The organism is Streptomyces sp. GL_140 (assembly GCF_057834465.1).
Map to the genome: position 1 here is coordinate 3,183,230 of NZ_CM174404.1, position 23,019 is coordinate 3,206,248.

A 23,019-nucleotide genomic window follows, 5' to 3' on the forward strand; every position below is an offset into this window, starting at 1 on the left:
CGAACCGCACCCGAGGGAGTCCTGCCATGTACGCCTTCACCCACCACGAGATCCATTCCGAGCTCCACACCACCCGCACCGCCGAGGCCGACGCCTGGCGCCTCGGACGGGCAGCGGCCCTGGCGGCCCCGGCCGCCCCTTCGGCGCCCGCCCTGCGCGACCGGGTCGGTGAGGCCCTGATCGCCGCCGGCATCCGCCTCATACGCCCCGCCCACCTGCACGCCCGCATCGCCCGCGCCCCGCACCCGTACCCGTACGGCGGGGCGGCATGAGCCGCCTTCCCTTCACCGCCGTCCTCGCCGCCAACGCCATTTCCATCGCGGGCAGTTCGCTCACCCTGATCGGCGTCCCGTGGTTCGTGCTCCAGACCACGGGCAGCGCCGGACGGGCCGGGATCGTCGCCTTCTGCGCCACCCTGCCCGTGATCGTGGCCGCGCTCGTCGGCGGTCCGGTCATCGACCGGCTCGGCCGCCGCCGGGTCTCCGCCGCCTCCGACCTGATCTGCGCCCTGACCGTCGGCGCGATACCCCTGCTGCACTACGCCGGGCTCCTGGAGTTCTGGATGCTGTGCGCGCTGATGGCCGCCGGCGGGCTCGTGCACACCCCCGGACTGACCGCGCGCTACGTCCTGCTCCCCCACCTCGCCGAGCACGCGGGCACCACCGTCGCCCGCGCCGCCAGCCTCTACGACGCCGTCTCGCGCGGAGCCCGGATGACCGGGGCCGCGCTGGCCGGTCTCCTGATCACCACGCTCGGCGCCGAGTCGGTCCTGCTGCTCGACGCGGCCACCTTCGGGATATCGGCGCTGCTGGTCGCCGTGTTCCTGCGCGGGGTTCCGGCCGCCGAGCCGCAGCGCACCGCCGGGAAGGTCTCGCTCGCCGGGTACCGGGTCGAACTCGGCGAAGGCTGGCGGTTCCTGACCCGTACGCGGCTGCTGCTCGGCATCACCGCGATGGTGATGATGACCAACGGCCTCGACCAGGGCTGGTCCTCGGTGCTGCTGCCCGTGCACGGCCGCGAAGCCCTCGGCGACGCCACCGCGCTGGGGCTGATGATCTCCCTGTTCGGCGGCTTCGCACTGCTGGGGGCCCTGCTCTACGGAGTGTGGGGAGCACGGTTCTCCCGTAGGACCGTGTTCGCGGCGGCCTTCCTCATATCCGGGGCCCCGCGCTACGTCGTCGCCGCCCTCACCGACACCCCTCTGCCGCTCGCGGTGACCATGGCGCTGTCGGGGCTGGGCGCGGGCGTCCTCAACCCGATCCTGACCACGGTGATGCTGGAGAAGGTGCCGGAGGCGCTGCGCAGCCGGGTCGCCGGGGTGACCACGGCCGGCTGCGAGCTGACGATGCCGCTGGGCGGGCTGGCCGCGGGTCTGCTCGTCGACGGCTTCGGCGGGACGCGGGCGCTGCTGGTGTTCGGCGGCCTCTACCTGATCACCACGCTCTCCCCGCTGGTGTTCCCGGCCTGGCGCGCCATGGACGCGACGCGGGTCAGCAGGACGGAACCGACTCGCCCTTCTGCAGAGCCCGCAGCGCGTTCACCGCATCCGTCAGCGAAGTGACGGGGATCAGCCGGAGCCCCTCGGGGAGTTCGGACTGCGCGTCCGAGCACTCCGCCGCCGGTACGAGGAACACGCTCGCCCCGTCGCGCCGGGCGGCCTGAGTCTTCAGGGCCACCCCGCCGACCGCACCGACCTTGCCGTCCGCGCTGATGGTGCCGGTACCGGCGATGTTGCGGCCGCCGGTGAGGGCTCCGCCGCTGCCGTTCCCGTCGAGCTTGTCGACGATGCCGAGGGAGAAGAGCAGCCCGGCGCTCGGGCCGCCGACGTCGGCGAGGTTCAGCTCGACCTTGACGTCCTTGGGGTCCTTGTTGAGATAGCCGAGCGCGGCCTCGGAGGCCGACGACTGCGACTTGGTCATCTCCTCCAGGTTGTGTTCCTCGATCTGCTTGTCGCTTCCACCCGACGGGTACACGGCCTCCCGGGGCATGACCGCGCGGGTGGTGTCGAACCAGTCGCCGACCAGCTCGGGCAGGGCCACGGAGGTGGAGGGCCCGGTGGCCTGGATGGTGGTCATCCGCAGCTGGCCCGTGGTCTCCCGGGTGGGCGCCCCCGTGACGACGATGACCTGCTTGCCGTCGCGGGAGCCGAGCACGTCGGCCGTCAGGCCGGGCTGCGCGATCACGAAGGGCAGCGGTGCGACGGCCGCGACGGCGAACAGCGCGAGCACGGGCACGGCGCAGACGGCGAGGGCGGCGGGACGCGGCAGACGTGTGAGGCGAGAGAGCACCGGGCCAATCTAGCGCGGCCCCCCGGCAACGGGTCGAGCCGCGCCCCCGGCGGACGGGGGCGCGGCTCGGTGTTCCGGTGTGGCATGCGGGTCCCGCGCGGCTCAGCGCAGGGCGTCGGCCACCTCGCGGGCGGCGTCGACCACGCGCGGGCCGACCCGCTCGGGCACGGCGTCGGCCAGCATGACCACGCCCACGCTGCCCTCCAGCCCCGTGATGCCGACGAGGGGCGCTGCGGCCCCGCTGGCGCCCGCTTCGAGCTCCCCGTGGGTGAGCGTGTACCCGGGCTCGATGAGCGTGCCCTGACGGGCGGCCAGGATGGCCCGGCCGGCGGCCCCGCGATCGAGCGGGTGACGGAAGCCGGGCCGGTACGCGACGTGGTAGTCGGTCCAGGTCGGCTCCACGACGGCCACGGCGAGCGCTTCGGTCCCGTCCACGAGGGTCAGGTGCGCGGTTGCCCCTATGTCCTCGGCGAGGGAGCGCAGCGCGGGCAGTGCCGCCTCGCGCACCAGCGGGTGCACCTGCCGGCCCAGGCGCAGCACGCCGAGCCCGACGCGGGCGCGGCCGCCGAGGTCGCGGCGGACCAGGGCGTGCTGTTCGAGGGTGGCCAGGAGGCGGTAGACCACGGTGCGGTTCACACCGAGGCGGTTGGAGAGCTCGGTGACGGTCAGACCGTGGTCGGTGTCGGCGAGCAGTTTGAGAACTCGGAGTCCTCGGTCGAGAGTCTGGGAGGTTTCCGCGGTCACGACGCCTCTCCCTCTTTCGGTGGGCGGCGGTGACTCTCTGGGTATAGCGCCGCCGGTCCCTCGGCGACGCACGGAGAGGCCGCCGGTAGCGGCCATGGCACCGGCTGCGCTCCCGCAGCGGCGTTGCCACGGGGCGTTCGATGCGGGGACAGTAGCGAGCTGGTCCGCTCAGCGGAAGGGCTCGTCCAGAATCCGGGCGCCTACTGCCCATTTATGCCGGTTGTGAACCCGGGTCGCTGTCATTTCGTGACCTCCGGGCCTCGACGGCTCCCCACGGGCCGTACTCGCCGCGACGGGCTCCCGGGTGGCCCCACCACGGGTGATCCGATGCCGTTCCGAGGCCGGGGCTGGCGGGGGACCGTACGAACCTCCGCCCGGCCCCCGCCGCACATTCCGTAGGAAATCACCGCATGCGGGTGGCCCACTCCTGGACCTTCTTGATGCGCTCCCGCAGCTGTCCCGCCGTGGCCTCCGCGCTCGGCGGGCCGCCGCACACGCGGCGCAGCTCCGTGTGGATCACCCCGTGCGGTTTGCCGCTCTGGTGGACGTACGCGCCCACCATCGTGTTCAGCGACTTCCTCAGCTCCAGCAGTTCCTTGTGCGAGACCACCGGCCGCCGGTCGGCCGGCAGCTCCAGCAGGTCCGCCTCCGAGTCCGGCTTGCGCTTGCTGTGCGCGATCTGCCGCGACTGCCGCTTCTGGAGCAGCATCTGCACCTGGTCCGGTTCCAGCAGTCCCGGGATGCCGAGGTAGTCCTGCTCCTCCTCGCTGCCCGGGTGCGCCTGCATGCCGAATTCGGCGCCGTCGTAGAGGACCCGGTCGAAGACCGCGTCGGACTCCAGCGCTTCGAAGGACATCTGCTCCTCGTCGCCGGTGTCCTCGTCCTCCAGCTTGTTCGCCTCCTCCATCTCCTTCTCGGAGTCGGCGTACGGGTCTTCCTCGCCCTGCTTCTTCGGCTTGTCGAGGACGTGGTCGCGCTCGACTTCCATCTCGTTCGCGAAGCCCAGCAGGTAGGGAATGGTCGGCAGGAACACCGATGCCGTCTCGCCGCGCCTGCGCGAGCGCACGAAGCGCCCGACGGCCTGCGCGAAGAACAACGGGGTCGAGATGGTGGTGGCGTACACGCCCACCGCGAGCCTCGGTACGTCGACGCCCTCCGACACCATGCGGACGGCGACCATCCACCGGTCGTTGCTCGCGGCGAACTCGTCGATCCGCTTCGAGGCGCCCGTGTCGTCGGACAGCACGACGGTGGCCTTGGTCCCCGTGATCTCGCGGATCAGCTTGGCGTAGGCGCGCGCCGAGTCCTGGTCGGCGGCGATGACGAGCCCGCCCGCGTCCGGGATGCCCTTCCTGACCTCGGTCAGCCGCTGGTCGGCGGCGCGCAGCACGTTCGGCATCCAGTCGCCGCGCGCGTCGAGCGCCGTGCGCCAGGCCTGGGAGATGGCGTCCTTGGTCATCGGCTCGCCGAGGCGCGCGGCGATCTCGTCGCCCGCCTTGGTGCGCCAGCGCATGTTGCCGCTGTAGGAGAGGAAGATGACCGGCCGGACGACGCCGTCGCCGAGCGCGTTCCCGTAGCCGTAGGTGTAGTCGGCGGAGGACCGCCGGATCCCGTCGTTCCCCTCCTCGTACGCCACGAAGGGAATCGGGTTCGTGTCGGACCGGAAGGGCGTGCCGGTCAGCGCGAGCCGCCGGGTCGCCGGGTCGAAGGCTTCGAGGCAGGCCTCGCCCCAGGACTTGGAGTCACCAGCGTGGTGGATCTCGTCGAGGATCACCAGGGTCTTGCGCTGCTCGCAGCGGTTGCGGTGCAGCATCGGCCGCACGCCCACACCCGCGTACGTGATCGCGACCCCGTGGTAGTCCTTGCTGAGCGGCCCGGCGGAGTAGTCCGGGTCCAGCCGGATGCCTATCCGGGCAGCGGCTTCCGCCCACTGCTTCTTGAGGTGCTCGGTCGGCGCCACGACGGTCACCTGCTGCACCACGTGGTGGTGCAGCAGCCACGAGGCGAGCGTCAGCGCGAAGGTGGTCTTGCCCGCGCCGGGGGTGGCGACGGCGAGGAAATCGCGGGGCTGGGTCTCCAGGTACCGGTCCAGCGCACCCTGCTGCCAAGCTCGCAGGGCGCTGGCGGTACCCCACGGCGCGCGGCCGGGGAAAGCGGGTGAGAGGTGGTGGGAGGCGGTAGTAGTCACGGTCTCCGGTTCGGGCTCTCGGCGTACCTACTGGCACGGGCAGTCGTACGTAGGACAACCGGGCCACCTTACCGGCACGGGCCCGCCCCCTGCGGAGGGACAGGCCCGTGACCTCGGCGCGTGCGGTGAGCGTCACATCGTCATGCCAGGGCGCGCAGCCGCTCCGCGATCCGCCCGATGTCGCCCTCCGAGCCGGCCGCAACGTCGATGACCAGGTCGTACGCGGTGTCCTGGTCGGCGTCCGCGAGGTCGATGCCGTTGACGGCGAGGAACGTCGCCGCGGCGAGCCAGGCGGTGCGCTTGTTCCCGTCGACGAGGGGGTGGTTCGTGGCGATGCCGTGGAGCAGCGCGGCCGCCTGCTCGTAGGTGTCCGCGTACGCCGGGGTGCCGAACATGCGGGCCCGCGGCCGGTGCACCGCCGACTCCAGGAGCCCGGGGGCGCGCAGCTCGACAGGCTGGTCCTGGGCGAGGCAGGCGTGCCGGGCGAGGTCGAGGACCTCGCCGAGGGTGAGGTGGCGCGTGCTCATTCCCCGAGCCTCCGCAGCAGGGCGCCGTGGCGTCCGGCGAGCCGCGCGGACTCGCCCCCGACCCGTTCGCGCTCCCCGCGCACCCAGGCCCGTACGGCGGCCAGCGCGGCCTCCTCGACGCTCTGCCCGGTGGCATCGGCGAGATCGGCCAGCTCCGCCCACTCCTGCCCGGGCACTTCGATGATCAGCTCTTTCATCCGCGGATGCTAGCGACGCGGTCCCCGCGGCAGCACCTCAATTAGGGGCTGGCCCGTCAGACCTTGGCCGGCGGGTTCGCATCCAGGCGAGTGGCCACCCAGGCGCCGATCAGGGCCACGCAGGCCATCGGGAGGAAGACCACGACGAAGGCGGCGGGGTGCGATCCCCCGCCCCCCTCGGCCACGGAGTGCGCCGCACCCACCGCGCCCCCGCCCAGCGCCGCGAAGGCCGCCCCGCCGGCCGCCAGCAGCACCACGTTCGCCAGCGCGTCCGAGATCTGCAGCGCGGCGGAGTTCGCCCCAGCCTCCTCCGGTGCCGACAGCTTCAGCAGCAGCACGCTCGTGGAGCCGATCACCAGCCCCATCCCCAGGCACCCCAGCGCCCACACGAGCGCCAGCGTCCACACCGGCACCCACTCCACGAGCACCGCCGGCGCCCCGGCGATGGCCGCCGCGACAAGCACCATCCCGAACACCATCAGCCGCACCCGGTACGGCGCCAGCCGCCCCTTCGACTGCACCCAAGAGCCGAGCGCCCAGGTCACCCCGCCCAGCGCGAGCGAGAACCCGGCCAGCGTCGGGCTCAGCCCCCGCTGGGTGACCAGCATCAGCGGTACGAAGCTCTCCGCCGCGATGAACGACCCCGCCGCCACGCCACGCAGCAGCACCACCGACGGCAGCCCCCGCCGCGCCCGGTAGGTCCCGCGCGGCAGCAGCCCCAGCACCGCGGGCACCAGCAGGGCCGCACCGGCCAGAGCCGGCACCAGCGACAGCCACCTCAGATCCTGGGCGGCGTACTGCAGCAGCCCCGCACCGGCCGAGATCCCGAGGGCGAGCCGGATCCGCCGCCGGTCGAACGCGACGGGCGGCGCCTCGGGATCCACCGGCCCCGACGCGCTCCGCCGGATCGCGGGCAGCGCCACGGCCAGCGGTACGAAGACCAGCGCGGGTATCCCGAGGAAGACCCAGCGCCACCCGAGGTGCTCGGTCACCGTGCCCGCGGCGAGCGGTCCGACGATCGAGGGCACGACCCAGCTCGCCGCGAAGGCCGCCATGATCGCGGGCCGCAACCGCTCCTCGTAGGCCCGGCTGACGACCACGTAGAGCGCCACGATGACGAGCCCGCCACCGAACCCCTGCACGGCCCGCCCGAGCACGAAGACCAGCATCGTCCCGGCGGTCCCGGAGCACACCAGCCCGGCGGCGAATGCCACGATCCCCACGGTCAGCGGCCGCAGCGGCCCCTGCCGGTCGGCCCACTGCCCGGAGAGCACCATCCCGAAGAGGCTGGTCGTGAAATAGGCCGAGAAGGCGAAGGCGTAGAGCCCGATCCCGTCCAGCTCCCGGGCGGCCACGGGCATGGCGGTCCCGACGGCGGTGGCCTCGAATGCGATCAAGAAAATAACGGAGATGATCCCGATGCTGAGCGTCCGGTACGCGGGCCCGAGAATCCCGCCCTGGGGGCGGGTCGGCACGGGGACGGAGGTGGTGGCTCGCTGCGGAAGGACGCTCATCGCCTCAGGGTAAGGGGCATGACCCACTTTCGACCCTGTCCCTGCGATGGATCCTCCCTCGGCCGTGGGCCCTAGGCCAAAGGACGGACCCCGCCGCCGCTCACCCCGAACTGTGAACGCGACATGGCAGTCACATTGCACCCCCGGCGCATCCCTTCCCCACCCGCACGCACCCTCGTACGGTCATACCCATCACCACCACCCAGCCGTGTGCCCGAGTGGTTGAGGGACTCGCCTGCAAAGCGAGTTACGCCGGTTCGATTCCGGTCACGGCTTCGCGGCAGGCCGCTCGGGGGCAGGCGCTCCCCCGAGCGGCCTTCGCCATGTCCGGAGACTTACGGAGCCGCGGGCAGTCCCGCAGGCTGCTCCGGCAGTCCGCCCCCGTCCCGGCAGCCCAGTTCCTTGGCGATGCCGCGGGCGGCGGAGTGCGCGATGACGAGGTAGTCGTTGCCGAGTTTGGGATCCCAGGAACCGCGCTCCCACTGGTCCTCGAAGGTGGTGGTGACCCGCAAGGTACCTCCGGACCCGAACCGGGAGCTCGTGCAGTCGAAGGACACACCCCTCGCGTTCTCCCTACGCACAACTCGGACTCCGACGCCGCCATCCCCAACGGGTCCTGGTCTCAACCGGATCTCACCGACCCTGCTGCCCGACCCCACCCGTCCCGTCGCCAGACACACCGGAATGGGGCGCACCTCGTCCAGGGCCTTGCGCATGGCAGCAGCTCCTACAGCCTGGTCATCGTCCGGAACCAGATAGCCGGAGTCGAGCACCCGCATCAGAGCTTCCGCGGCCGCCGCATCGAGCAATCCGGGACAGGCCTCCTTCGCCTCGACCTCGGGATTCTTCACCACAGGGGCTTTCGCCCCGTTGTCCGAGCCTCCGCACCCGGCCGCGAGCACGGCGCCCGCGATGAGCACCGCGATGCGCGCCGTCCTGACCCACGTCATCCGTGCACCTCTCCGCTCATGACCGGCCGGCGGCCGTCGCCACCAGGTCCCGGCCGACGGAGTGGCCGTTGGCCGACTCCTTGGAAGCGGACGTCGCCAAGGTCTGGACGTACGCCGCCGGCAGATCCGTCCCGGAAGCCGCGTGCTTCACGGCGGCCTCCGCCGCCCTGCTCGAACCGTCCTCGGCCGCGGCATACATCACCGCCACCTTCTTCTCCGTGGCGGCGGTCTTGTCCTCCGCCCTCTTCTCCGCGTCCTCCGTGAAGTGCTCGGTCACGTCCTCCTGGATCCACTCCACGACGTCTCCGGCCAGCGGGACCAACTCGATGTATTTGACGCCGGCTGCATTGATGCCACGATTGATCCATTTCGCGCCGTCTTCGACGCCCTTCGTGTATTCCTCGTTGCTGTGCGCCGTCTCGGAGTGCAGGTTCTGGGCCCGGGCCTCGGTCAGCATCCCTGTGATCCGACCGCCCGGATGAACCGCGCTATCGATCGCCGAACCCAGGTCCCCGTTCTCACCACGGTGCGCAATGGCGTCGTTGACGAGAACCCCGGTAAAGGCCTGGTTGGCGTTGGTGATCGCGCCGTACGCTCCCGGGTCCTGGCCGACCGCCCCCAGGAAGCGCGCCGTGTCTGCCTTGTTGAACTCCGCCATCTCGCCGGCGACCTTGATGTGTCCGGGATGGTTCGCGGCGGAAGCCTGCAGGTCCGGCATGTACTCGGCGGCCATCTGCCCGAAATGACCGGACAGGCCGTTGAGGGGACCGTCCTCCCCGGCGACCAGTTCCGGCTTGTCACCGATCTTCGCGACGACCCGCTCCATGACGTCCGTCATCGCCGCGGTGTGCGGCACCGGCTTCGCGTCGTCGTCGCCCGTCACGCGGCCCGACACCGCGGCCTCCAGGGCTCCGCCGAGCGCTTCCTGGGCCGGGTGCTGGTCTCCCGTCCGGGTGGCGTCGAAGCTGTCCGCGTACGGCTTCTTGTCGAGCATGTAGTCGACCATGCCCTGCGCCTGTCCGTGCTGGCCCTTGACCGGCTTGTCGTCCTTGGTGACGATCCCGTCGTGGTTGCTGTCCTCGCGGACCGGCTCGTTGAAGAAGGCCGTGGCCGCGTCCGGGTTGTTGCCGAGGGCCTCCATCAAGCCCGTCAGCGGATAGAAACCACGACCGTCCTCGCCCCCGGGGTTGAGGCTCATCCGCAGGTCGATGGGGGTGCTGCTCTCCCAGATCCCAGGGTTCTTGCGGTCCATCGCCACCATGTCCCGACCGACCGAGGTCAGGAACTCCGTGTCGTACGTGCCCTCGCGCATCAGCGAGCCCAGCGCCTGGTACCCGTAGACGTTCGTCGTCAGACCGACGTCCAGCTGCTTGTGGCCCGCCTTCATCAACTGGTTCGTCCAGGCGGCGTCCAGGTGGTTCGGGACGTCCTTGTGCGTGGCCAGGCCCAGCATCGCGCCGAGGTCGCTCTGGATGTTGCCCACCATGAGCGCACGGTCCGCGCCGGCCGGGCCCAGGCCGGTGGAGTCCAGGGACATCTTCGAGTACGCCTGGAGCGTGCCCTCGGGGCCCATCGTGCGGTAGAAGCCCGTCGCGAACTCGGGGTCCTCCCGGTTGTCGTCGAGCAGGTCTTCCAGCTCGCGCAGGGCCTCGGGGTTGCGAGCCGTGCCGCCTTCCCCGGTGACCTTCTTCATCAGCGCGGCCGCGCGGTCGACCTGTTCGGCGTCCGCGCGGCCGCGCGGTCGACCTGTTCGGCGTCCAGGGAGCTGTACTTCGGCCCGCTGAAGTTGTTGTCGTCCGTGACGTTGGCCTGGAGCGCGCGTGCAAGGGAATCGTCGGCGTCCTGGGCATCCTCGACGGCCCTGTTGACCCGTTCCTGCCACAGGTCGTGGTTCTTGCGGAGGCTCGCCTGGTAGTCCGGGTCGTGCCGGGCCGCCTGCTGGTCCTGCGGGTCGGTGAAGGGGATGCTGGAGACTCGGCCGCTCTCGTCGATGCGGAAGCCGGCCGCCGGGGCCTCTTCGGCCAGCTTCTTGAGCTGGTCCTGGGCGGCCTTGATGGTGGCGTGGCCGTCGGCGAGGAGGAGGTGGATGCCCTTGGCCTCCTGGGCCGCATCGTCGAACTCCTTGGCCGTCTTGTCGATGAAGGAGCGGCCGACGCCTGCCGTGACGCCGTTCCACTGGGCCTTGTCCGACTTGGCCTTCATGCCGCTTCTCGCCGACTCCGCCAGCTCGTTCAGCTTCGTGACCATCGCGGCCCAGTCGGTGATCGCGGTCTGGAGCGGGCCCAGGGGCGCGTTCATCACGTTCTCGTACGTCAGCACGTGCGCGCCGCCTTACTTGAGGAGCTCGTCGATCTTGGAGGAGGTGAAATCGGCGTGCAGCTGTTGCTCGTCCTTGGCGTGGGAGGCGAGGGAGTAGTTCAGGCCGTTGGAGATGTTCGCGCAGGCGGCGATGAGGGTCTTGAGCTGGCTCTCCCAGCGGGTGTTGACCTTCAGTAGGGCGGCGCCGCTGGCGAAGTGCTCGCGCGTGAGCGCGCCGGCCGCCTCGGCGGTGGAGGCGTTGGCGTGCTTGCCGTCCGTCGAGAGCCGCGTGTGGAGCTTGTAGGCCTCGGAGCCGATCTCGCCGATGTGGTCCTGGTTCAGTTCGAGGTCACCGCCACCGCCTCCGCCGGGGCCGGGCGCGGCTGGGACGTGGTTGAGCCGCATGGATACGTTGGCGGCGGCGGTGGTCCGGGCCGCGGCCCATTCCTCGTCGAACGACATGGTGCGCCCTGCTCCTTCTGCCTCGGTGTGTTCTGCGAGCCGTACCCGGATCAGCCGTTCCGACGGCGTATGACGACCGCGGTGACGGCCCCGCCGATGAGCACGCAGGCACCAAGGCCGAGGGCGAGCCAGGGGAGGCTGCTGCCGTCGCTCTTTGCCGCGTCCGCCGCCTGGGGGGCGGGGGTGGAGCTCCCCGGCTGGGGGGCCTTGCCGTCTGTGGAGGGGGTCGGGGAGGTCTTCGTACCCGTTCCGCCGCCGGCTGCTGCCAGGTCGGGAAGCGGGTAGACGTCAGCGGGGCCGGGGTCGCCGGGGGTGGGCACCGCGATGCGGGGGCGGACAGCCCCGTAGCCAACGAAGTCGCTCCGCTCGGCGCCGTCGACGGGCTTGCCCGCTGTATTCAGCATGACCCGAAGCACCTGATTATTAGTCCATTCGGGGTGAGCCGACCAGATCAGTGCCGCTGAAGCGGAGGCAAGGGCGGTTGCGTCACTCGTGCCGTGGCTTTTACACAAGCTGGTCTTACCGGAACAGGCCGAGATGATGTCGACGCCCGGGGCCGACAGATCCACCTGGGAGCCATGCTGTGACTCCGCAGTCGCTTTGCCAGCCGGGTCGACTGCAGCGACACCCACCACGCCGGGGGTCGCTGCCGGATACATGACTTCGTTCGTTGAGTCCCCATCATTACCGACACCAGCGAAGATCAACTTGCCCTTGGAGAGGGCGTACTTCACCGCCTCAAGGCGAGCCGGGTCTTCGTCAGACGAAGCCAAGGAAATGTTTATGACCTTCGCTTCCGAGTCCGCTGCATACCGAATCGCCGCAGTCCAGGCTGCATTCTTTACATCGACACCTGCTGGCACGCGGATCGGGAGAATCTTTGCCCCGGGAGCGAGGCCAAAAGACCCATCACCACTGGGATGTTTACCGGTTCCGGCGATCAACGCAGCCATCGCCGTGCCGTGCTCATTCGTGTCCGTTCGCTCGTCCCCTTTGGACGTCGTAGCGAAATCCTTTCCAGGGACTACCTGACCCTCCAGTTCAGGGATGCGATTGACACCGCCGTCGATAACGGCGACCGTGACGCCCTTGCCGGTGCTGATCTTCCAGATCTCATCGGCCTTCATCGACGTGAGATGCCACTGCTGCGACCGGATGGTCTCCGCATGAGCCGGGGTCGCGGCGACCCCGGCCAGCAGAAAACCCGCCAAGGCCGCGGTCGCCTTACGCATACGCATCCCGTGCAACGTCCGCTCCACTCAGTCGATCACCGGCGGAACGACGCTACGGTCGCCCTGCCACGTCTCTTCGTCTTCGGCCAGATAGTCAGGACGTTCGCCGCTCTGACCCGCACCCCGCCTGCCCGGAGCATGGGCGCCCGCGCCACCGTGGCCCATCGGACCGCCCACCGGACCGGCACCCGATCCACCGCGAACGAGCCCTGATCCACCATGGGTGAACGGCTGCCCACCGGCGACCGAGCGACTGCCCGCACCAGCCTGGCGCCCACCGACGACACCGCCCGGTTCCATGGCGAGACGACGACCGGCCATGGAACCGCCGCCACCGCCGTGCGCGCCACCGCCTCCCGCGCCCGTACCGCCACCCATGCCACCCATGCCGCGGCCGGCTGCCTGGGCACTCTCACCGCCGATGACCGTGCCCCGGGGAATGCTCGAACTCGGCCCACCGGACGTCACCGGCCGACCGCCTACGATCCCACTATCCCGCGGAGGCAGCCCCGCGATGCCGCCGACCTTCCCGCCGGAACCGCCCACACCGGGGACGACGCTGCCAGGGCCGAACCCGCCGCCAGGCTTCGACATACCGCCGACAGGCAGAACCGTCACTGGCGGAACGAAACCACCAGGGCCCCCACCAATGTTGCCGCCGCCCGGTCCCACCGGGCTCACGCCTCCGGGCAGGCCCGTGGTCGGGGGCAAGGTCCTGTCAGGCAGGGTGCTGACGGTGTCGAGGCCTACGCCGACGTTGCGGTCCGGGAGTACGGAGGCAGGGCCCGCCGTAGAACCCGTCGGGGGGTGCGCCGTGCCGCCTGGCAACGGCTGCGGTCCGGACGTGGAACCGGATGTGTATGACGATCCGCTGGGAGCCGCGGCCACGTACGACGAGCCGCCCGATCCGGTCCCTCCGGCGCCGCCCCCGGAGCGTGCCACATCTTCAGACGCGTTGACCTTCGGCGGAACGAACCTCGGCGGCAACTTAGGAAACGTCGGAGCCTCCGCCATCTCCATCCCGGTAGCCGAAGCCTCGTACCCCTGCGCCAGCTTCGTCATCTGCTGGACCGCCTGCTGGTGGTCACCGTTCAGCTTGGAGTTCGCCTGCTGACCGATCTGCTGCGAGTCCGGGTCATTGTGGAACTTGCGGGCCGCCGCGAGGTTGTCGGCCGCCGCACTGTCGTACGGCGGCATGTTGGCCTTGACCTCGACGACCACCTGGCTGGCATGGGTCATTTGCTTGCCGCCCGCATCGGCGTACTCGCTGAGGCGGAGCGTCGCGTTGCCGGCCTGGTTGACCCAGTCCTGGAACACCTGGGCGGACTCGCCCTCCCAGCCGGTCACCCGGTGGTCCTTGAGGCTTTCGCCGATCTCCTTGATGGCCTCAGCGGCCTTCGTCAGTTCGGTGCCCCGAGCCGTGAGGGTCGCGGCGTCGGCCGAGGCGATCATGGCCAGTAGCTGCTGGTGAGTGTGGCCCTCGAAATTCGTCGCCATCAGAGCCCCTCCACCTGTGCAGTTCCCGGCCCGGATCCCTGTGAGGCCGAACTGTGCGGAGGCGGCGGCGCCATCGGGTCCCGTTCGGGGACGTAGTTCGCCTTCGCCTGGTCACTGATCGCCAGCATCCGCCGCCTCGTGTCTTCGTCGACGTCGTCGAAGCTCTTGCCCGCTGTCTGGATCGCGATGCCCAGCCCCTCGATCTGGTCGGCCAGCCCCTTCGACAGCGCCAGAAGCTGCGTGTGGACGTTCGTGTACGCCGTGAACAGCCGCTTGGCCTCGTCGAAACCCTCACCCAGGGAGCCAGACGGAAGCGTCCCGTCCGCCAACTTCTTGTCGCTCGCCGGGGACTCGACCAGCTTCGACAGCAGCCCGTCGACCCGCTTCTTGTAGTCCGACAGCGATTCGTACTCGACCTGCAGCGCACCAACAACCGCCGGCGAGGCTACGCCCACGCCGAAGTCCCGTCCGAGCACGCCCGGTCCATAGTCAATTGCCACAGTGGCTCTCCCCGCTCCCCGTCCCCGTTCACACCCGGTTCGCCCGCGTTCGCACACGCACGTCGCCAGTGTCCCCAATCACTCTAGCGACAGAGGCCGACAGCCCCAAGTTTCGGGTTGCAGGTGCAATCAGGGTCACAAGGTCATGAGTTGGGCGCCGCCACCGCCGCCGATGGCCGGATCGGGAGCCTGTTCACCGGGCGGCCCGTGGCCGCGCGGACTGCCGAGGCGACTGCTGCCGGGGAGGTGACCACCGGGACGGCGCTGGCCGGTTTGGCGCCGAAGGGGGCCACCACGTCGCGTTCCTCGACCAGTTTGACGATGCGGACCGTGGGGGCGTCCAGGGACGTGGGGAGGGCGTAGCCCGTCAGGTCGGGGTGGCGGATCAGGCCGGAGGCCGTGCGGAGGTTTTCGGTCAGGGACGCGCCCACGCCCTGGATGACGCCCGCTTCGATGCGGGCCGCCAGCTGGCGGGGGTTGAGGATGCGGCCCACGTCCTGGGCGACGGCGAGTTCGACGACGCGCACCGAGCCCAGCTCGATGTCCACGTCCACCACCGCGCGGATCGCGCAGAAGGCGAGGCCCACGAAGGCGTCGCCCTGGCCGTCCGCGTCCAGGGGCTCCGTGGGGTGGGGGCGGCACTGGGCCGTCGCCCAGAGTTCCTTGCCGTCTATGGCCTCCGCGACCGTCGTGGAGAACGCACCGTCGTACGACGTGATCCGGCCATCCGCGATCTGAAGGAGTTCCGTGGACATGCCGAGCTTGTGGGCCATCGGCTGGAGGAGCTGGGTGCGGACCATCTTCGCGGCCCGCTCGACCGCGCCGCCCGAGACCCACGTGTGGCGCCCGTGCGCCGAGGGGCCCGCCGGCGGCTGGTCGGTGTCGACCGGGGCCATGACGACCTCGTCCACGCCCAGGATCTCCTGGACGATCTGGCGGGCGAGGGTGGAGAAGCCCTGGCCGGTGTCGACCGCCGCGCAGATGACTGTTGCGGCGCCGTCGACCACCTTGACCGTGGCCGTCGACACCTCGTCGGTGCCTTCGGCGCCGAGCATGTGGACCATGCCGACCCCGTACCCGACCCCGCGCCGCACCGCGCCCGGTTCGCCCGCGCCCTCCAGGCCGCCCGGGAGCAGCCAGTCCTCCTCCGGCGCGTCCTTCGGGAGCGCGGGGAGTTCGTGGTCGCGGACCGCGCGCAGGAGTTCCGCGACGGGGGCCGGGCAGGTCACCGTCTGGCCCGTGGGCAGGAGGTCGCCGGTGGCCAGGACGTTGCGCAGGCGCAGTTCGGCGCCGTCGATGCCGAGGGCGGCCGCGAGCTTGTCCATCTGGCCCTCGTAGGCCGCGCAGACCTGCATGGCGCCTTCGCCGCGCACATGGCCGGACGGGGGGTTGTTGGTGCGCACCGCCCAGCCCTCCACGAAGGCGTGCGGGACCACGTACGGGCCGCACGCGAAGGCCACCGCGGCGGCGAGGGATTCCGAGGAGGCGTCGGCGTAGGCGCCGGCGTCCATCAGGATCTGGGCCTCGACCTTGATCAGGCGGCCTTCCGCGTCCGCGTGGTGGCGGTAGCGCAGCAGGGTGGGGTGGCGGTGGGTGTGGCCGAGGAAGGACTCCTCGCGGGTGGCGACGAGTTTGACCGGGCAGCCGGTGCGCAGGGCGAGGAGCCCGAGCGGGAGCTGGAAGGCGGCGTCCTCGCGGTCGGCCATGGCGCCGGGGACTCCGGTGACCACGACCCGCACCCGGTCCGGGTCGAGCCCGAAGCAGGCGGCGGCCAGGTCGCGGTCGGTGTGCGGGTCGGTGGAGGCGGTGTAGATCTCGACTCCGCCGTCGGGCCGCGGCACGGCCAGCCCGGCCTCGGCACCGATGGGCGCGGGGTCCTGGCGGCCGATGCGGTAGAGGCCCTCCACGACGACCTCGCCGGTGGCCTCCGGGTCGCCGTAGCGCAGCGGGATGTGACGGATCAGGTTGCCGTCGGGGTGCAGGGCGGGGGCGCCGAAGGCCTGTTCGGGGTCGGTGACCGGGTCGAGGAGCTCGTACTCCACGGCGATAGCGGCGGCCGCGAGGCGCGCGGTGTCCGGGTGGTCGGCGGCGACGGCGGCGATGGGTTCGCCGTGGTGGCGCACCACGTCGTGCGCGAACACCGGCCGGTCGGCGATCCGGCGGCCGTGGGTGGTGGCGCCGGGGACGTCGGCGTGGGTGACGACGGCGCGTACGCCGGGCATTTCGGCGGCGGCGGAGGTGTCGATGGAGAGGATGCGGGCGTGGGCGTGCGGGGAGCGCAGCACGGCGGCCCACAGGAGGCCCTCGGCCCACAGGTCGGCGGCGTAGGGGAAGGTGCCCTCGGTCTTGGCCCGCGTGTCGGCGGCCGGGACGGAGGCTCCGATGCCGCGCGGGACTTCCCGCCCGGCGCCCTCCGCCTGGTCCGGGCCCTCGGAGAGGGCCGTGGAGCCGGCCGAACCCGCGGTGCCCGTCAGGCCTGCCGGGCCCGTCGGTACCGTCGCCGCGTCGTGCGCGCTCACGCCGTGCCTCCCTGGTGGTCGCCGTGCGAGCCGTCGTTCGTGCCGTCCCGCGAGCCCTCGTACGTGCCCTGCATCCCGTGGATGCCGCCCTCGCCGGGCGGGGCCTGGTGCGGGATGCGCGCCTCGGCCGAGGCCGCGGCGGCCGCTTCGGACGCCGCCTCGCGCTCGGCGGCGACCTCGCGCACCGCCTCGATGACGCCCGCGTAGCCCGAGCAGCGGCAGAGGTTGCCGCACAGGGCCTGGCGGGTCTCCAGCTCGCTGGGGGCGTGGTTGCCTTCCAGCAGGTCGTGAATGGTCATGGCCATGCCGGGTACGCAGAACCCGCACTGCACCGCACCCGACCTGCACAACGCCTCTTGCACGTCCGAAAGTTCCCCGTCGGTCGCGAGACCTTCGACCGTGCGGACCTCGCTGCCCGCCGCCGTGGCCGCCGGTACGAGGCAGGAGGCGACGAGCCGGCCGTCGACCTGCACGGCGCACGCGCCGCACTCTCCCTGCGAGCAGCCGTCCTTGGCGCCGGCGAGGCCGAGGCGCTCGCGCAGCACGTAGAGGAGGGACTCGCCGATCCACGCGCCGGTCACGGGCCGATCGGCGCCGTTGACGCGCAGGACGTAGGAGGCCGGCGGGTGCTCGTGGTTCTCGACCGGCGCCTGCTGCTCGTCGACAGCGGCGTCGGGGACCGTGGCGTCGGCGGCGACGGCCTCGGCCTGCGCCCCGTCGGAGTCCGTTCCTTCTTCGTACGCCGCTTCCCCGGCCGGTGTCCCTTCGCCCGGTTCCGCCGGCCCCGCGGTCACGGTCGGGTCCGAGGCGTCCTCGCTCGGGACGGGCTCGGCCCCCGCTCCGCCCGAGGTCGGCGCGGCCCCTTCCGGCTCCGCCTGCGCGGGCGCCGGCTCGGGCTCCGCCGCCCCCGGATGCGGCCGCTCACCCGTCACCGGGATCCGCGCAGGGCCGTGGGCGGCTTCGATGTCGTGCGGAGCCGGATGCGCCGGCTCCCCCTCCGGTTCGGCGAACCCCGCCGCGAGCGGGCTGCCGACCCCCGGGCCACCGAGCACCCGGGGCCCCCGGCCCAGGGTTCCGCCGACCGGTCCGCCGGCGGCGGCGCCACCGGCGGCCGTAGCCCCCGGAAGCACCCCTGAGCTCAGAACCGAGTCCGGACCCGGCTGCTGCGCCACGTACCCGCGCGCGCCCTCGAAGTCGGGATGCGCCGCCCACGGGGCCTGGGCCCCGCCCGGCAGCGTCGCGGGGGCCTGGCTCCAGTCGGCCGAGGGCGCGAGCTGCCCGAAGCTTCCGGTGTCACCCGTGCCGCCCGGTACCCACACATCGGAGGCGGCCGCCCCGGGGAACCGCCACTCGGCGGTCTCCCCCGCATCGTGCCCGGACCGCTCCCCGTCCACGACGGGCCCGTCGTGGGACCCGGCGAACGGCTCGGCGACGGGCTCCGCGAAGGACTCACCGGAAGGCTCCGCGAACGGCTGCGCACCCGGCTGCGCGTACGAACCGGGATAGCCCCCGGGATAGGACTCGGAATACGGCTCGGCATACGCCTCGGCCGCGGGCTCCGCGAACGGCTCGGCGAAGGCCGCCGCCACCGAAGCCGGAATCGGCACCGAAGCCGGGATCGGCGCCCGCACCCCGGCCCCGGCAGAACCGGAACCGGAACCGGAACCGAGGCCGGAACCGGAACCCAGGCCGGAACCGGAACCGCCAGCCCCGCCCCCCGCACCCGAATCCACCGGACCCGCCGCGCCCGCCTCGGGCCACTGCACCGGAATCGTCCACGTCCCCGTGGCCGAAGGGTCCGTACTGGCCGTGCCCAGCGGCACGATCATCGGCGGCGGCACGTACCCGTGCCCGGGTGCCGCGAGGGGCTCCCCGGTGCCGAGCGCGTCCAGCATGTCCTGCGGCAGCTTCACGAAAGCCGTCGCCTCGGAGTCGTACTCGCCGCCGTGCGGCACCGGCTCCCAGCCCCAAGCGGGGCCCGCGGGACCCGTGTTCTCGTTCTCACTCATGAGCTCAGCGCCCTCCCCAGGGCCCTCCGTGCCAGTACGGCCACCGTCCGCCGCAAATGCAGTACTCCGGGAGCCACCGGTTCCCCCTGGTCGGGCACGCACGCGGCGGCGACGTACTCGCCGAAGGCGTCCAGTGCCTCGGGGGCCAGGCTGCGGTCCCCGTCCCAGTCGATCAAAGAAGCCACCCACTGCTCGGCTTCGAGCGGCCGCAGCGGCATCGGGGCGACCGCGCCGATCGCGCAGCGGACACCCCGGCGCGCGGGATCCAGCACGAGCCCCACGGACGCCACAGCGCGCCCCGGCCCCGTACGTCCCGTGGCCTTCAGGAAAACCTGCGGCGCGTGCAGCAGGGGCACCCGCACGAAACCGATCAGCTCGCCGGGGCGCAGCATCTCCCGCCCGGCCAGCAGGTAGGAGACCGGGATCTCCCGGCGCGAACCGCCCGGCCCGACGATGACGAGTACGGCTTCCAGGGCGGCCAGCACGGGCAGCGTGTCACCCGTGGGCGCGGCCGTGGCGATGTTGCCGCCCAGCGTGCCGGCGTTGCGGATCTGCGGGGGCCCGGCGGCGCGCGCGGCGGCGGCCAGGGCCGGGATCAGGGCGGCGAAGTCCGGCCGCCCCATCCGTGCGTGTGTGAGGCCGGCGCCCAGGAGCGCGTGGCCGTCCTGGTACTGCCAGCCGCGGATCTCGTTGATGCGGCCGAGGCCCACCAGGGCGGCGGGCCGCAGCAGCCCGGCGTTGACGGCGGCCATCAGGTCGGTGCCGCCCGCCACGGGGACGGCGGCGGGCATGGCGGCGAGCGCCGCCACTGCCTCGTCGAGCGAGGTCGGCAGCGTCACTGACTGTGTCGCGGACTGCGCCGCGTTCCCCGTCGCGTTGCCCGCCTGCGGGTCGTCCTGGGGGCCCTGGGACGAATCCCGTGCCTGCGGTGCGTGCGGTGCGTGCGTGGTCAACCCAGCTGCCCCTTCCCGATGTCCCGGTCCCGGCGCTCACGCCTGTCCGCCGTACGGTACGTGCTCACCGCCGGGAGGTGGCAACTCTGGCACATCTTCCGAACGGCCGGACGCGAGGGTCGGCCACCCGTGCGCCACCCGTGCGCCACCCACGTGCCGCCCCCGCACATTCCCCCGCATCGCCCCTGCTCCGGCCCCGACCCGCCTCATCCCCACGGGGGGCTCGTCACACGTTCGGGGGCGCTCCCTCGATCGGGCGTCCGAGCACCCCGGGCCTGCGCTGCCAGGGCAACGGGCCGCCGGGGGCCCGGTAGTCGACCCCGAGCACGTTCAGGCGCCGGTAGTGCGCGGCCATCCGCGCCTCGAAGCCCTCGTAGTCCCGTTCCGCGGGTTCGGGCAGCTGCGACCACACCACTTCGGCGAAGGCCGCGAGGCGCGGGAACACCTGGTAGTCGACCCGGCTCTGGTTCTCCATCACCTCAGTCCACACATTGGCCTGCGCGCCCAGCACGTGGGCGGCGGCCTCCTCGGACAGCTTTGGCGGAACCGGCTCGAACCGGTACACATCCTCCAATGTCCGCACGTACCCGATCGGCATCGGCTCGTCCTCGCCGCCCGCCTGACGGTGGTCCAGGTACACCTGCTGCTCAGGGCACATCACCACGTCGTGGCCGGCCTCCGCCGCGGCGATCCCGCCCGCGTACCCGCGCCAGGAGGACACCGCCGCCCCGGGGGCCAGTCCGCCCTCCAGGATCTCGTCCCATCCGATGAGCCGGCGGCCGCGCTCCGCGAGCCAGCCGTCGAAGTGCCGGATGAACCAGGACTGCAGCCCGTCCTCCCCGTCCACCCCCAGCTCGCGGATCCGCTCCTGGGCGGCCGCGGAGGCCTTCCACTGCGCCTTGGGGCATTCGTCTCCGCCCACGTGCACGAAGGGCGAGACCTCCGCCGGGAACAGCTCCAGCAGCTCCTCGAAGACCCCCTCGTAGAACCGCAGGACGGCCTCGGTGGGCGCGAGCACGTTCTCGTTGATCCCCCAGTCGTCCCACACCTCCAGCGCGGCAGTGTCCACCACGTCGGTGTTCCCCAGCTCCGGGTACGCGGCGATCGCCGCCTGCGAGTGCCCCGGTACGTCGATCTCGGGGACCACCCGCACGTGCCGCTCCGCGGCGTAGGCGACGATCTCGCGGATGTCGTCCTGGGTGTAGAAGCCGCCGTGCGGGGTCTCGTTCCACAGCGGCGAGGCCCGGTGGCCCCAGCGGCTGCGGGCCCGCCACGCGCCGACCTCGGTGAGCCGGGGCCAGCGCTTGATCTCGACCCGCCAGCCCTGGTCGTCCGTCAGGTGCAGGTGCAGCACGTTGAGCTTGTGGGCGGCGAGCAGGTCGATGTAGCGCAGCACCCCGTCCTTGGGCATGAAGTGCCGCGCGACGTCGAGCATCATCCCGCGCCAGCCGAAGCGCGGGCCGTCCAGGATGTCCCCGTACGGCAGCCGCCACACCGCCCCCGGCAGCGGGGCCCGCCGGTAGGCGTCGGGCCCGAGCAGCTGACGCAGCGTCTGCGCCGCGTAGAAGAGGCCCGCCTCGTCGGCCCCTTCGAGGAGTACGAAGCCTGGCGCGACGTGGAGTTCGTAGGACTCGGCGCCGGCGCCCCGCGCGATCGCGGGCCGCAGCGCGAGCCGGATCACCGGGCGCCCGCCGCCGCGCTCCCCCGCCTCGACGCCCTCATCCCCCGCCACCGCGGCCGGCAGCGCCCAGCCGGTGGCCGCGCCGAGCTCCCGGCGCAGCCAGCGGGCCGCGCCCTCGGTGCCGGCTGCGGCGGCGAGCAGCGGGTCGGTGAGCTCCAGCACGCCGATGCCCGGCTTGAACCGCGCGTACCGGGGTTCGGGAATCAACTCGGGCATGTTTCGACCTCCACGGTTGCAGCATGCACAACGCACGTTTCACAGGACGCACAGGACGCTTACGCGGCGACCCTAACCCGCCCCCCGCGCACGGCAAAGGCCCCCGGGCGCACCACAGCGCACCCAAGGGCCTTGGTCCTGCAAAAGGGGGGCTGGACTACTCGCCCTTGCCGCCCTTGTCCTTGTCCCCGCCGGGGCCCATGGACTCGTAGATCTCCTTGCACATGGGACAGACCGGGTACTTCTTCGGGTCCCGGCCCGGTACCCAGACCTTGCCGCAGAGCGCGACGACGGGGGTGCCCCCGAGCGCGCTCTCCATGATCTTGTCCTTCTGGACGTAGTGGGCGAAGCGCTCGTGGTCTCCGTCACCGTGGGACACCTGCGGCGTCGGCTCTACGAGGGTCCCCGTACCAGTCCCGCGATCGGGCTCAAGAGTGCTCATGGAGCCAGGGTACCGATCCCGGGCAGGGTCAGTTCAGCGACGGGTCGTCCGGGTACGTGGCCACCATCGCGAGCTCGCTGCGCTGGCGCCGCAGCACCGCCCGCCACAGCCGTTCCGGATCCGGGAAGGAGACGTCGCCCGGCTCCGAGTCCACGACGTACCAGGCCCCGTCGCCCAGTTCCGCTTCCAGCTGGCCCGGGCCCCAGCCCGAGTAACCGGCGAAGATGCGCAGCCCTCCCAGCGCCGCGGCCAGCAGCTCCGGCGGAGCCTCCAGGTCCACCAGGCCGATCGCCCCGTGCACCCGGCGCCACCCGAGCGGCCCCTCCTCACCCGGGATGACTGCGACCCCCAGCGCGGAGTCCAGCCCCACCGGGCCGCCCTGGAAGACCACTCCGGGGGCGCCGGCCAGCGCGGCCCAGGGCAGCAGGACGTCGCCGACACCCACCGGGGTGGGCCGGTTGAGGACGACGCCGAGCGAACCCTGCTCGTCGTGGTCGAGCAGCAGCACGACCGCTCGATCGAAGTTCGGGTCCGCGAGGGCGGGGGTGGCCACGAGCAGCCGCCCTGTGAGGGAGGACACCTCGGTCATGCCGACATGATCTCGCACATTCGCCCGTGAGGGGGAGTGGGCGGCGCGTTCGGAGCGCACGCAGCTCAGGGCGCACGGCAGCAGCGGGGAGGGCGCACGCGCGGCCCGGAAGGACCCCGCATGGAAGGAGACGCTCCGCCACCTGGCGGGCACCCAGGGTGTTGTGGCGAATTCATGACAGTCCCAGGGCCCCGTCAGCCATACAAACAGGGG

Annotated in this window: 21 protein-coding genes and 1 tRNA gene; 3 read left to right on the forward strand and 19 right to left on the reverse strand. The window is 72.0% G+C overall.

What is annotated here, in order from left to right:
* The first annotated feature begins 26 nt into the window (after nucleotides 1–26).
* Nucleotides 27–272, forward strand: a complete 246-nt coding sequence (locus AC3IYJ_RS14865) for a hypothetical protein (RefSeq protein WP_489401768.1) — start codon at nucleotides 27–29, stop codon at nucleotides 270–272.
* Nucleotides 269–1,561, forward strand: a complete 1,293-nt coding sequence (locus AC3IYJ_RS14870) for an MFS transporter (protein ID WP_489401769.1) — start codon at nucleotides 269–271, stop codon at nucleotides 1,559–1,561. The genes AC3IYJ_RS14865 and AC3IYJ_RS14870 overlap by 4 nt, the downstream gene beginning before the upstream one ends.
* Here the strand turns inward: AC3IYJ_RS14870 and AC3IYJ_RS14875 are convergent.
* The 6 genes from AC3IYJ_RS14875 to AC3IYJ_RS14900 all read right to left on the reverse strand — a co-directional run bounded on the left by AC3IYJ_RS14875 (nucleotide 1,491) and on the right by AC3IYJ_RS14900 (nucleotide 7,458).
* Nucleotides 1,491–2,288 (reverse strand): S16 family serine protease, encoded by a 798-nt coding sequence (locus AC3IYJ_RS14875; protein ID WP_489401770.1) that lies wholly within the window; start codon nucleotides 2,286–2,288, stop codon nucleotides 1,491–1,493. The two genes, AC3IYJ_RS14870 and AC3IYJ_RS14875, sit on opposite strands and share 71 nt — an antisense overlap.
* Before the next feature lie 102 nt (nucleotides 2,289–2,390).
* Nucleotides 2,391–3,032 carry an IclR family transcriptional regulator gene (locus tag AC3IYJ_RS14880; protein WP_054222485.1) on the reverse strand — a complete coding sequence of 214 codons (642 nt, stop codon included), beginning with the start codon at nucleotides 3,030–3,032 and terminating at the stop codon, nucleotides 2,391–2,393.
* Between the two features lie 403 nt (nucleotides 3,033–3,435).
* Entirely contained in the window at nucleotides 3,436–5,220 is a 1,785-nt protein-coding gene (locus tag AC3IYJ_RS14885) for a DEAD/DEAH box helicase (RefSeq protein WP_489401771.1), read from the reverse strand.
* A gap of 140 nt (nucleotides 5,221–5,360) precedes the next feature.
* Nucleotides 5,361–5,747 (reverse strand): type II toxin-antitoxin system death-on-curing family toxin, encoded by a 387-nt coding sequence (locus AC3IYJ_RS14890; RefSeq protein WP_489401772.1) that lies wholly within the window; start codon nucleotides 5,745–5,747, stop codon nucleotides 5,361–5,363.
* A complete protein-coding gene (locus AC3IYJ_RS14895; protein WP_489401773.1) occupies nucleotides 5,744–5,944 on the reverse strand; it encodes a hypothetical protein in 201 nt (66 codons plus the stop codon). Before AC3IYJ_RS14895 ends, AC3IYJ_RS14890 begins: the two co-directional genes overlap by 4 nt.
* Before the next feature lie 56 nt (nucleotides 5,945–6,000).
* On the reverse strand, nucleotides 6,001–7,458 hold the full coding sequence (locus AC3IYJ_RS14900; protein WP_489401774.1) for an MFS transporter: 1,458 nt from the start codon (nucleotides 7,456–7,458) through the stop codon (nucleotides 6,001–6,003).
* A 204-nt stretch (nucleotides 7,459–7,662) separates the two neighbouring features.
* Between AC3IYJ_RS14900 and AC3IYJ_RS14905 the strand changes: the two genes are divergently transcribed.
* Nucleotides 7,663–7,734, forward strand: a tRNA-Cys gene (locus tag AC3IYJ_RS14905).
* A gap of 59 nt (nucleotides 7,735–7,793) precedes the next feature.
* Here the strand turns inward: AC3IYJ_RS14905 and AC3IYJ_RS14910 are convergent.
* From AC3IYJ_RS14910 to AC3IYJ_RS14970, 13 genes are all read right to left on the reverse strand, one after another.
* Entirely contained in the window at nucleotides 7,794–8,408 is a 615-nt protein-coding gene (locus AC3IYJ_RS14910; protein ID WP_489401775.1) for a hypothetical protein, read from the reverse strand.
* Between the two features lie 16 nt (nucleotides 8,409–8,424).
* On the reverse strand, nucleotides 8,425–10,101 hold the full coding sequence (locus AC3IYJ_RS14915; RefSeq protein WP_489401776.1) for a hypothetical protein: 1,677 nt from the start codon (nucleotides 10,099–10,101) through the stop codon (nucleotides 8,425–8,427).
* Entirely contained in the window at nucleotides 10,101–10,727 is a 627-nt protein-coding gene (locus tag AC3IYJ_RS14920) for a hypothetical protein (RefSeq protein ID WP_489401777.1), read from the reverse strand. Before AC3IYJ_RS14920 ends, AC3IYJ_RS14915 begins: the two co-directional genes overlap by 1 nt.
* 12 nt (nucleotides 10,728–10,739) lie before the next feature.
* A complete protein-coding gene (locus AC3IYJ_RS14925; protein ID WP_489401778.1) occupies nucleotides 10,740–11,168 on the reverse strand; it encodes a hypothetical protein in 429 nt (142 codons plus the stop codon).
* 50 nt (nucleotides 11,169–11,218) lie between these two features.
* Nucleotides 11,219–12,406, reverse strand: a complete 1,188-nt coding sequence (gene mycP / locus AC3IYJ_RS14930) for a type VII secretion-associated serine protease mycosin (RefSeq protein ID WP_489401779.1) — start codon at nucleotides 12,404–12,406, stop codon at nucleotides 11,219–11,221.
* Between the two features lie 21 nt (nucleotides 12,407–12,427).
* Nucleotides 12,428–13,852, reverse strand: a complete 1,425-nt coding sequence (locus tag AC3IYJ_RS14935) for a WXG100 family type VII secretion target (RefSeq protein ID WP_489401780.1) — start codon at nucleotides 13,850–13,852, stop codon at nucleotides 12,428–12,430.
* A gap of 44 nt (nucleotides 13,853–13,896) precedes the next feature.
* Nucleotides 13,897–14,373 carry a DUF2563 family protein gene (locus AC3IYJ_RS14940; RefSeq protein ID WP_489401781.1) on the reverse strand — a complete coding sequence of 159 codons (477 nt, stop codon included), beginning with the start codon at nucleotides 14,371–14,373 and terminating at the stop codon, nucleotides 13,897–13,899.
* 167 nt (nucleotides 14,374–14,540) lie between these two features.
* The gene (locus tag AC3IYJ_RS14945; protein WP_489401782.1) at nucleotides 14,541–16,916 is read right to left on the reverse strand and encodes a xanthine dehydrogenase family protein molybdopterin-binding subunit; all 2,376 of its coding nucleotides are present in this window, start codon (nucleotides 16,914–16,916) and stop codon (nucleotides 14,541–14,543) included.
* Nucleotides 16,913–18,925, reverse strand: a complete 2,013-nt coding sequence (locus AC3IYJ_RS14950) for a (2Fe-2S)-binding protein (RefSeq protein WP_489401783.1) — start codon at nucleotides 18,923–18,925, stop codon at nucleotides 16,913–16,915. Before AC3IYJ_RS14950 ends, AC3IYJ_RS14945 begins: the two co-directional genes overlap by 4 nt.
* A complete protein-coding gene (locus AC3IYJ_RS14955) occupies nucleotides 18,922–19,764 on the reverse strand; it encodes an FAD binding domain-containing protein (RefSeq protein ID WP_489402819.1) in 843 nt (280 codons plus the stop codon). The genes AC3IYJ_RS14950 and AC3IYJ_RS14955 overlap by 4 nt, the downstream gene beginning before the upstream one ends.
* Nucleotides 19,765–20,104: 340 nt before the next feature.
* On the reverse strand, nucleotides 20,105–21,775 hold the full coding sequence (locus AC3IYJ_RS14960) for a beta-N-acetylhexosaminidase (RefSeq protein WP_489401784.1): 1,671 nt from the start codon (nucleotides 21,773–21,775) through the stop codon (nucleotides 20,105–20,107).
* Nucleotides 21,776–21,932: 157 nt separating this feature from the next.
* Nucleotides 21,933–22,217 carry a DUF3039 domain-containing protein gene (locus AC3IYJ_RS14965; RefSeq protein ID WP_267758818.1) on the reverse strand — a complete coding sequence of 95 codons (285 nt, stop codon included), beginning with the start codon at nucleotides 22,215–22,217 and terminating at the stop codon, nucleotides 21,933–21,935.
* A gap of 28 nt (nucleotides 22,218–22,245) precedes the next feature.
* On the reverse strand, nucleotides 22,246–22,806 hold the full coding sequence (locus tag AC3IYJ_RS14970; protein WP_489401785.1) for a YqgE/AlgH family protein: 561 nt from the start codon (nucleotides 22,804–22,806) through the stop codon (nucleotides 22,246–22,248).
* Nucleotides 22,807–23,019: the final 213 nt, after the last annotated feature.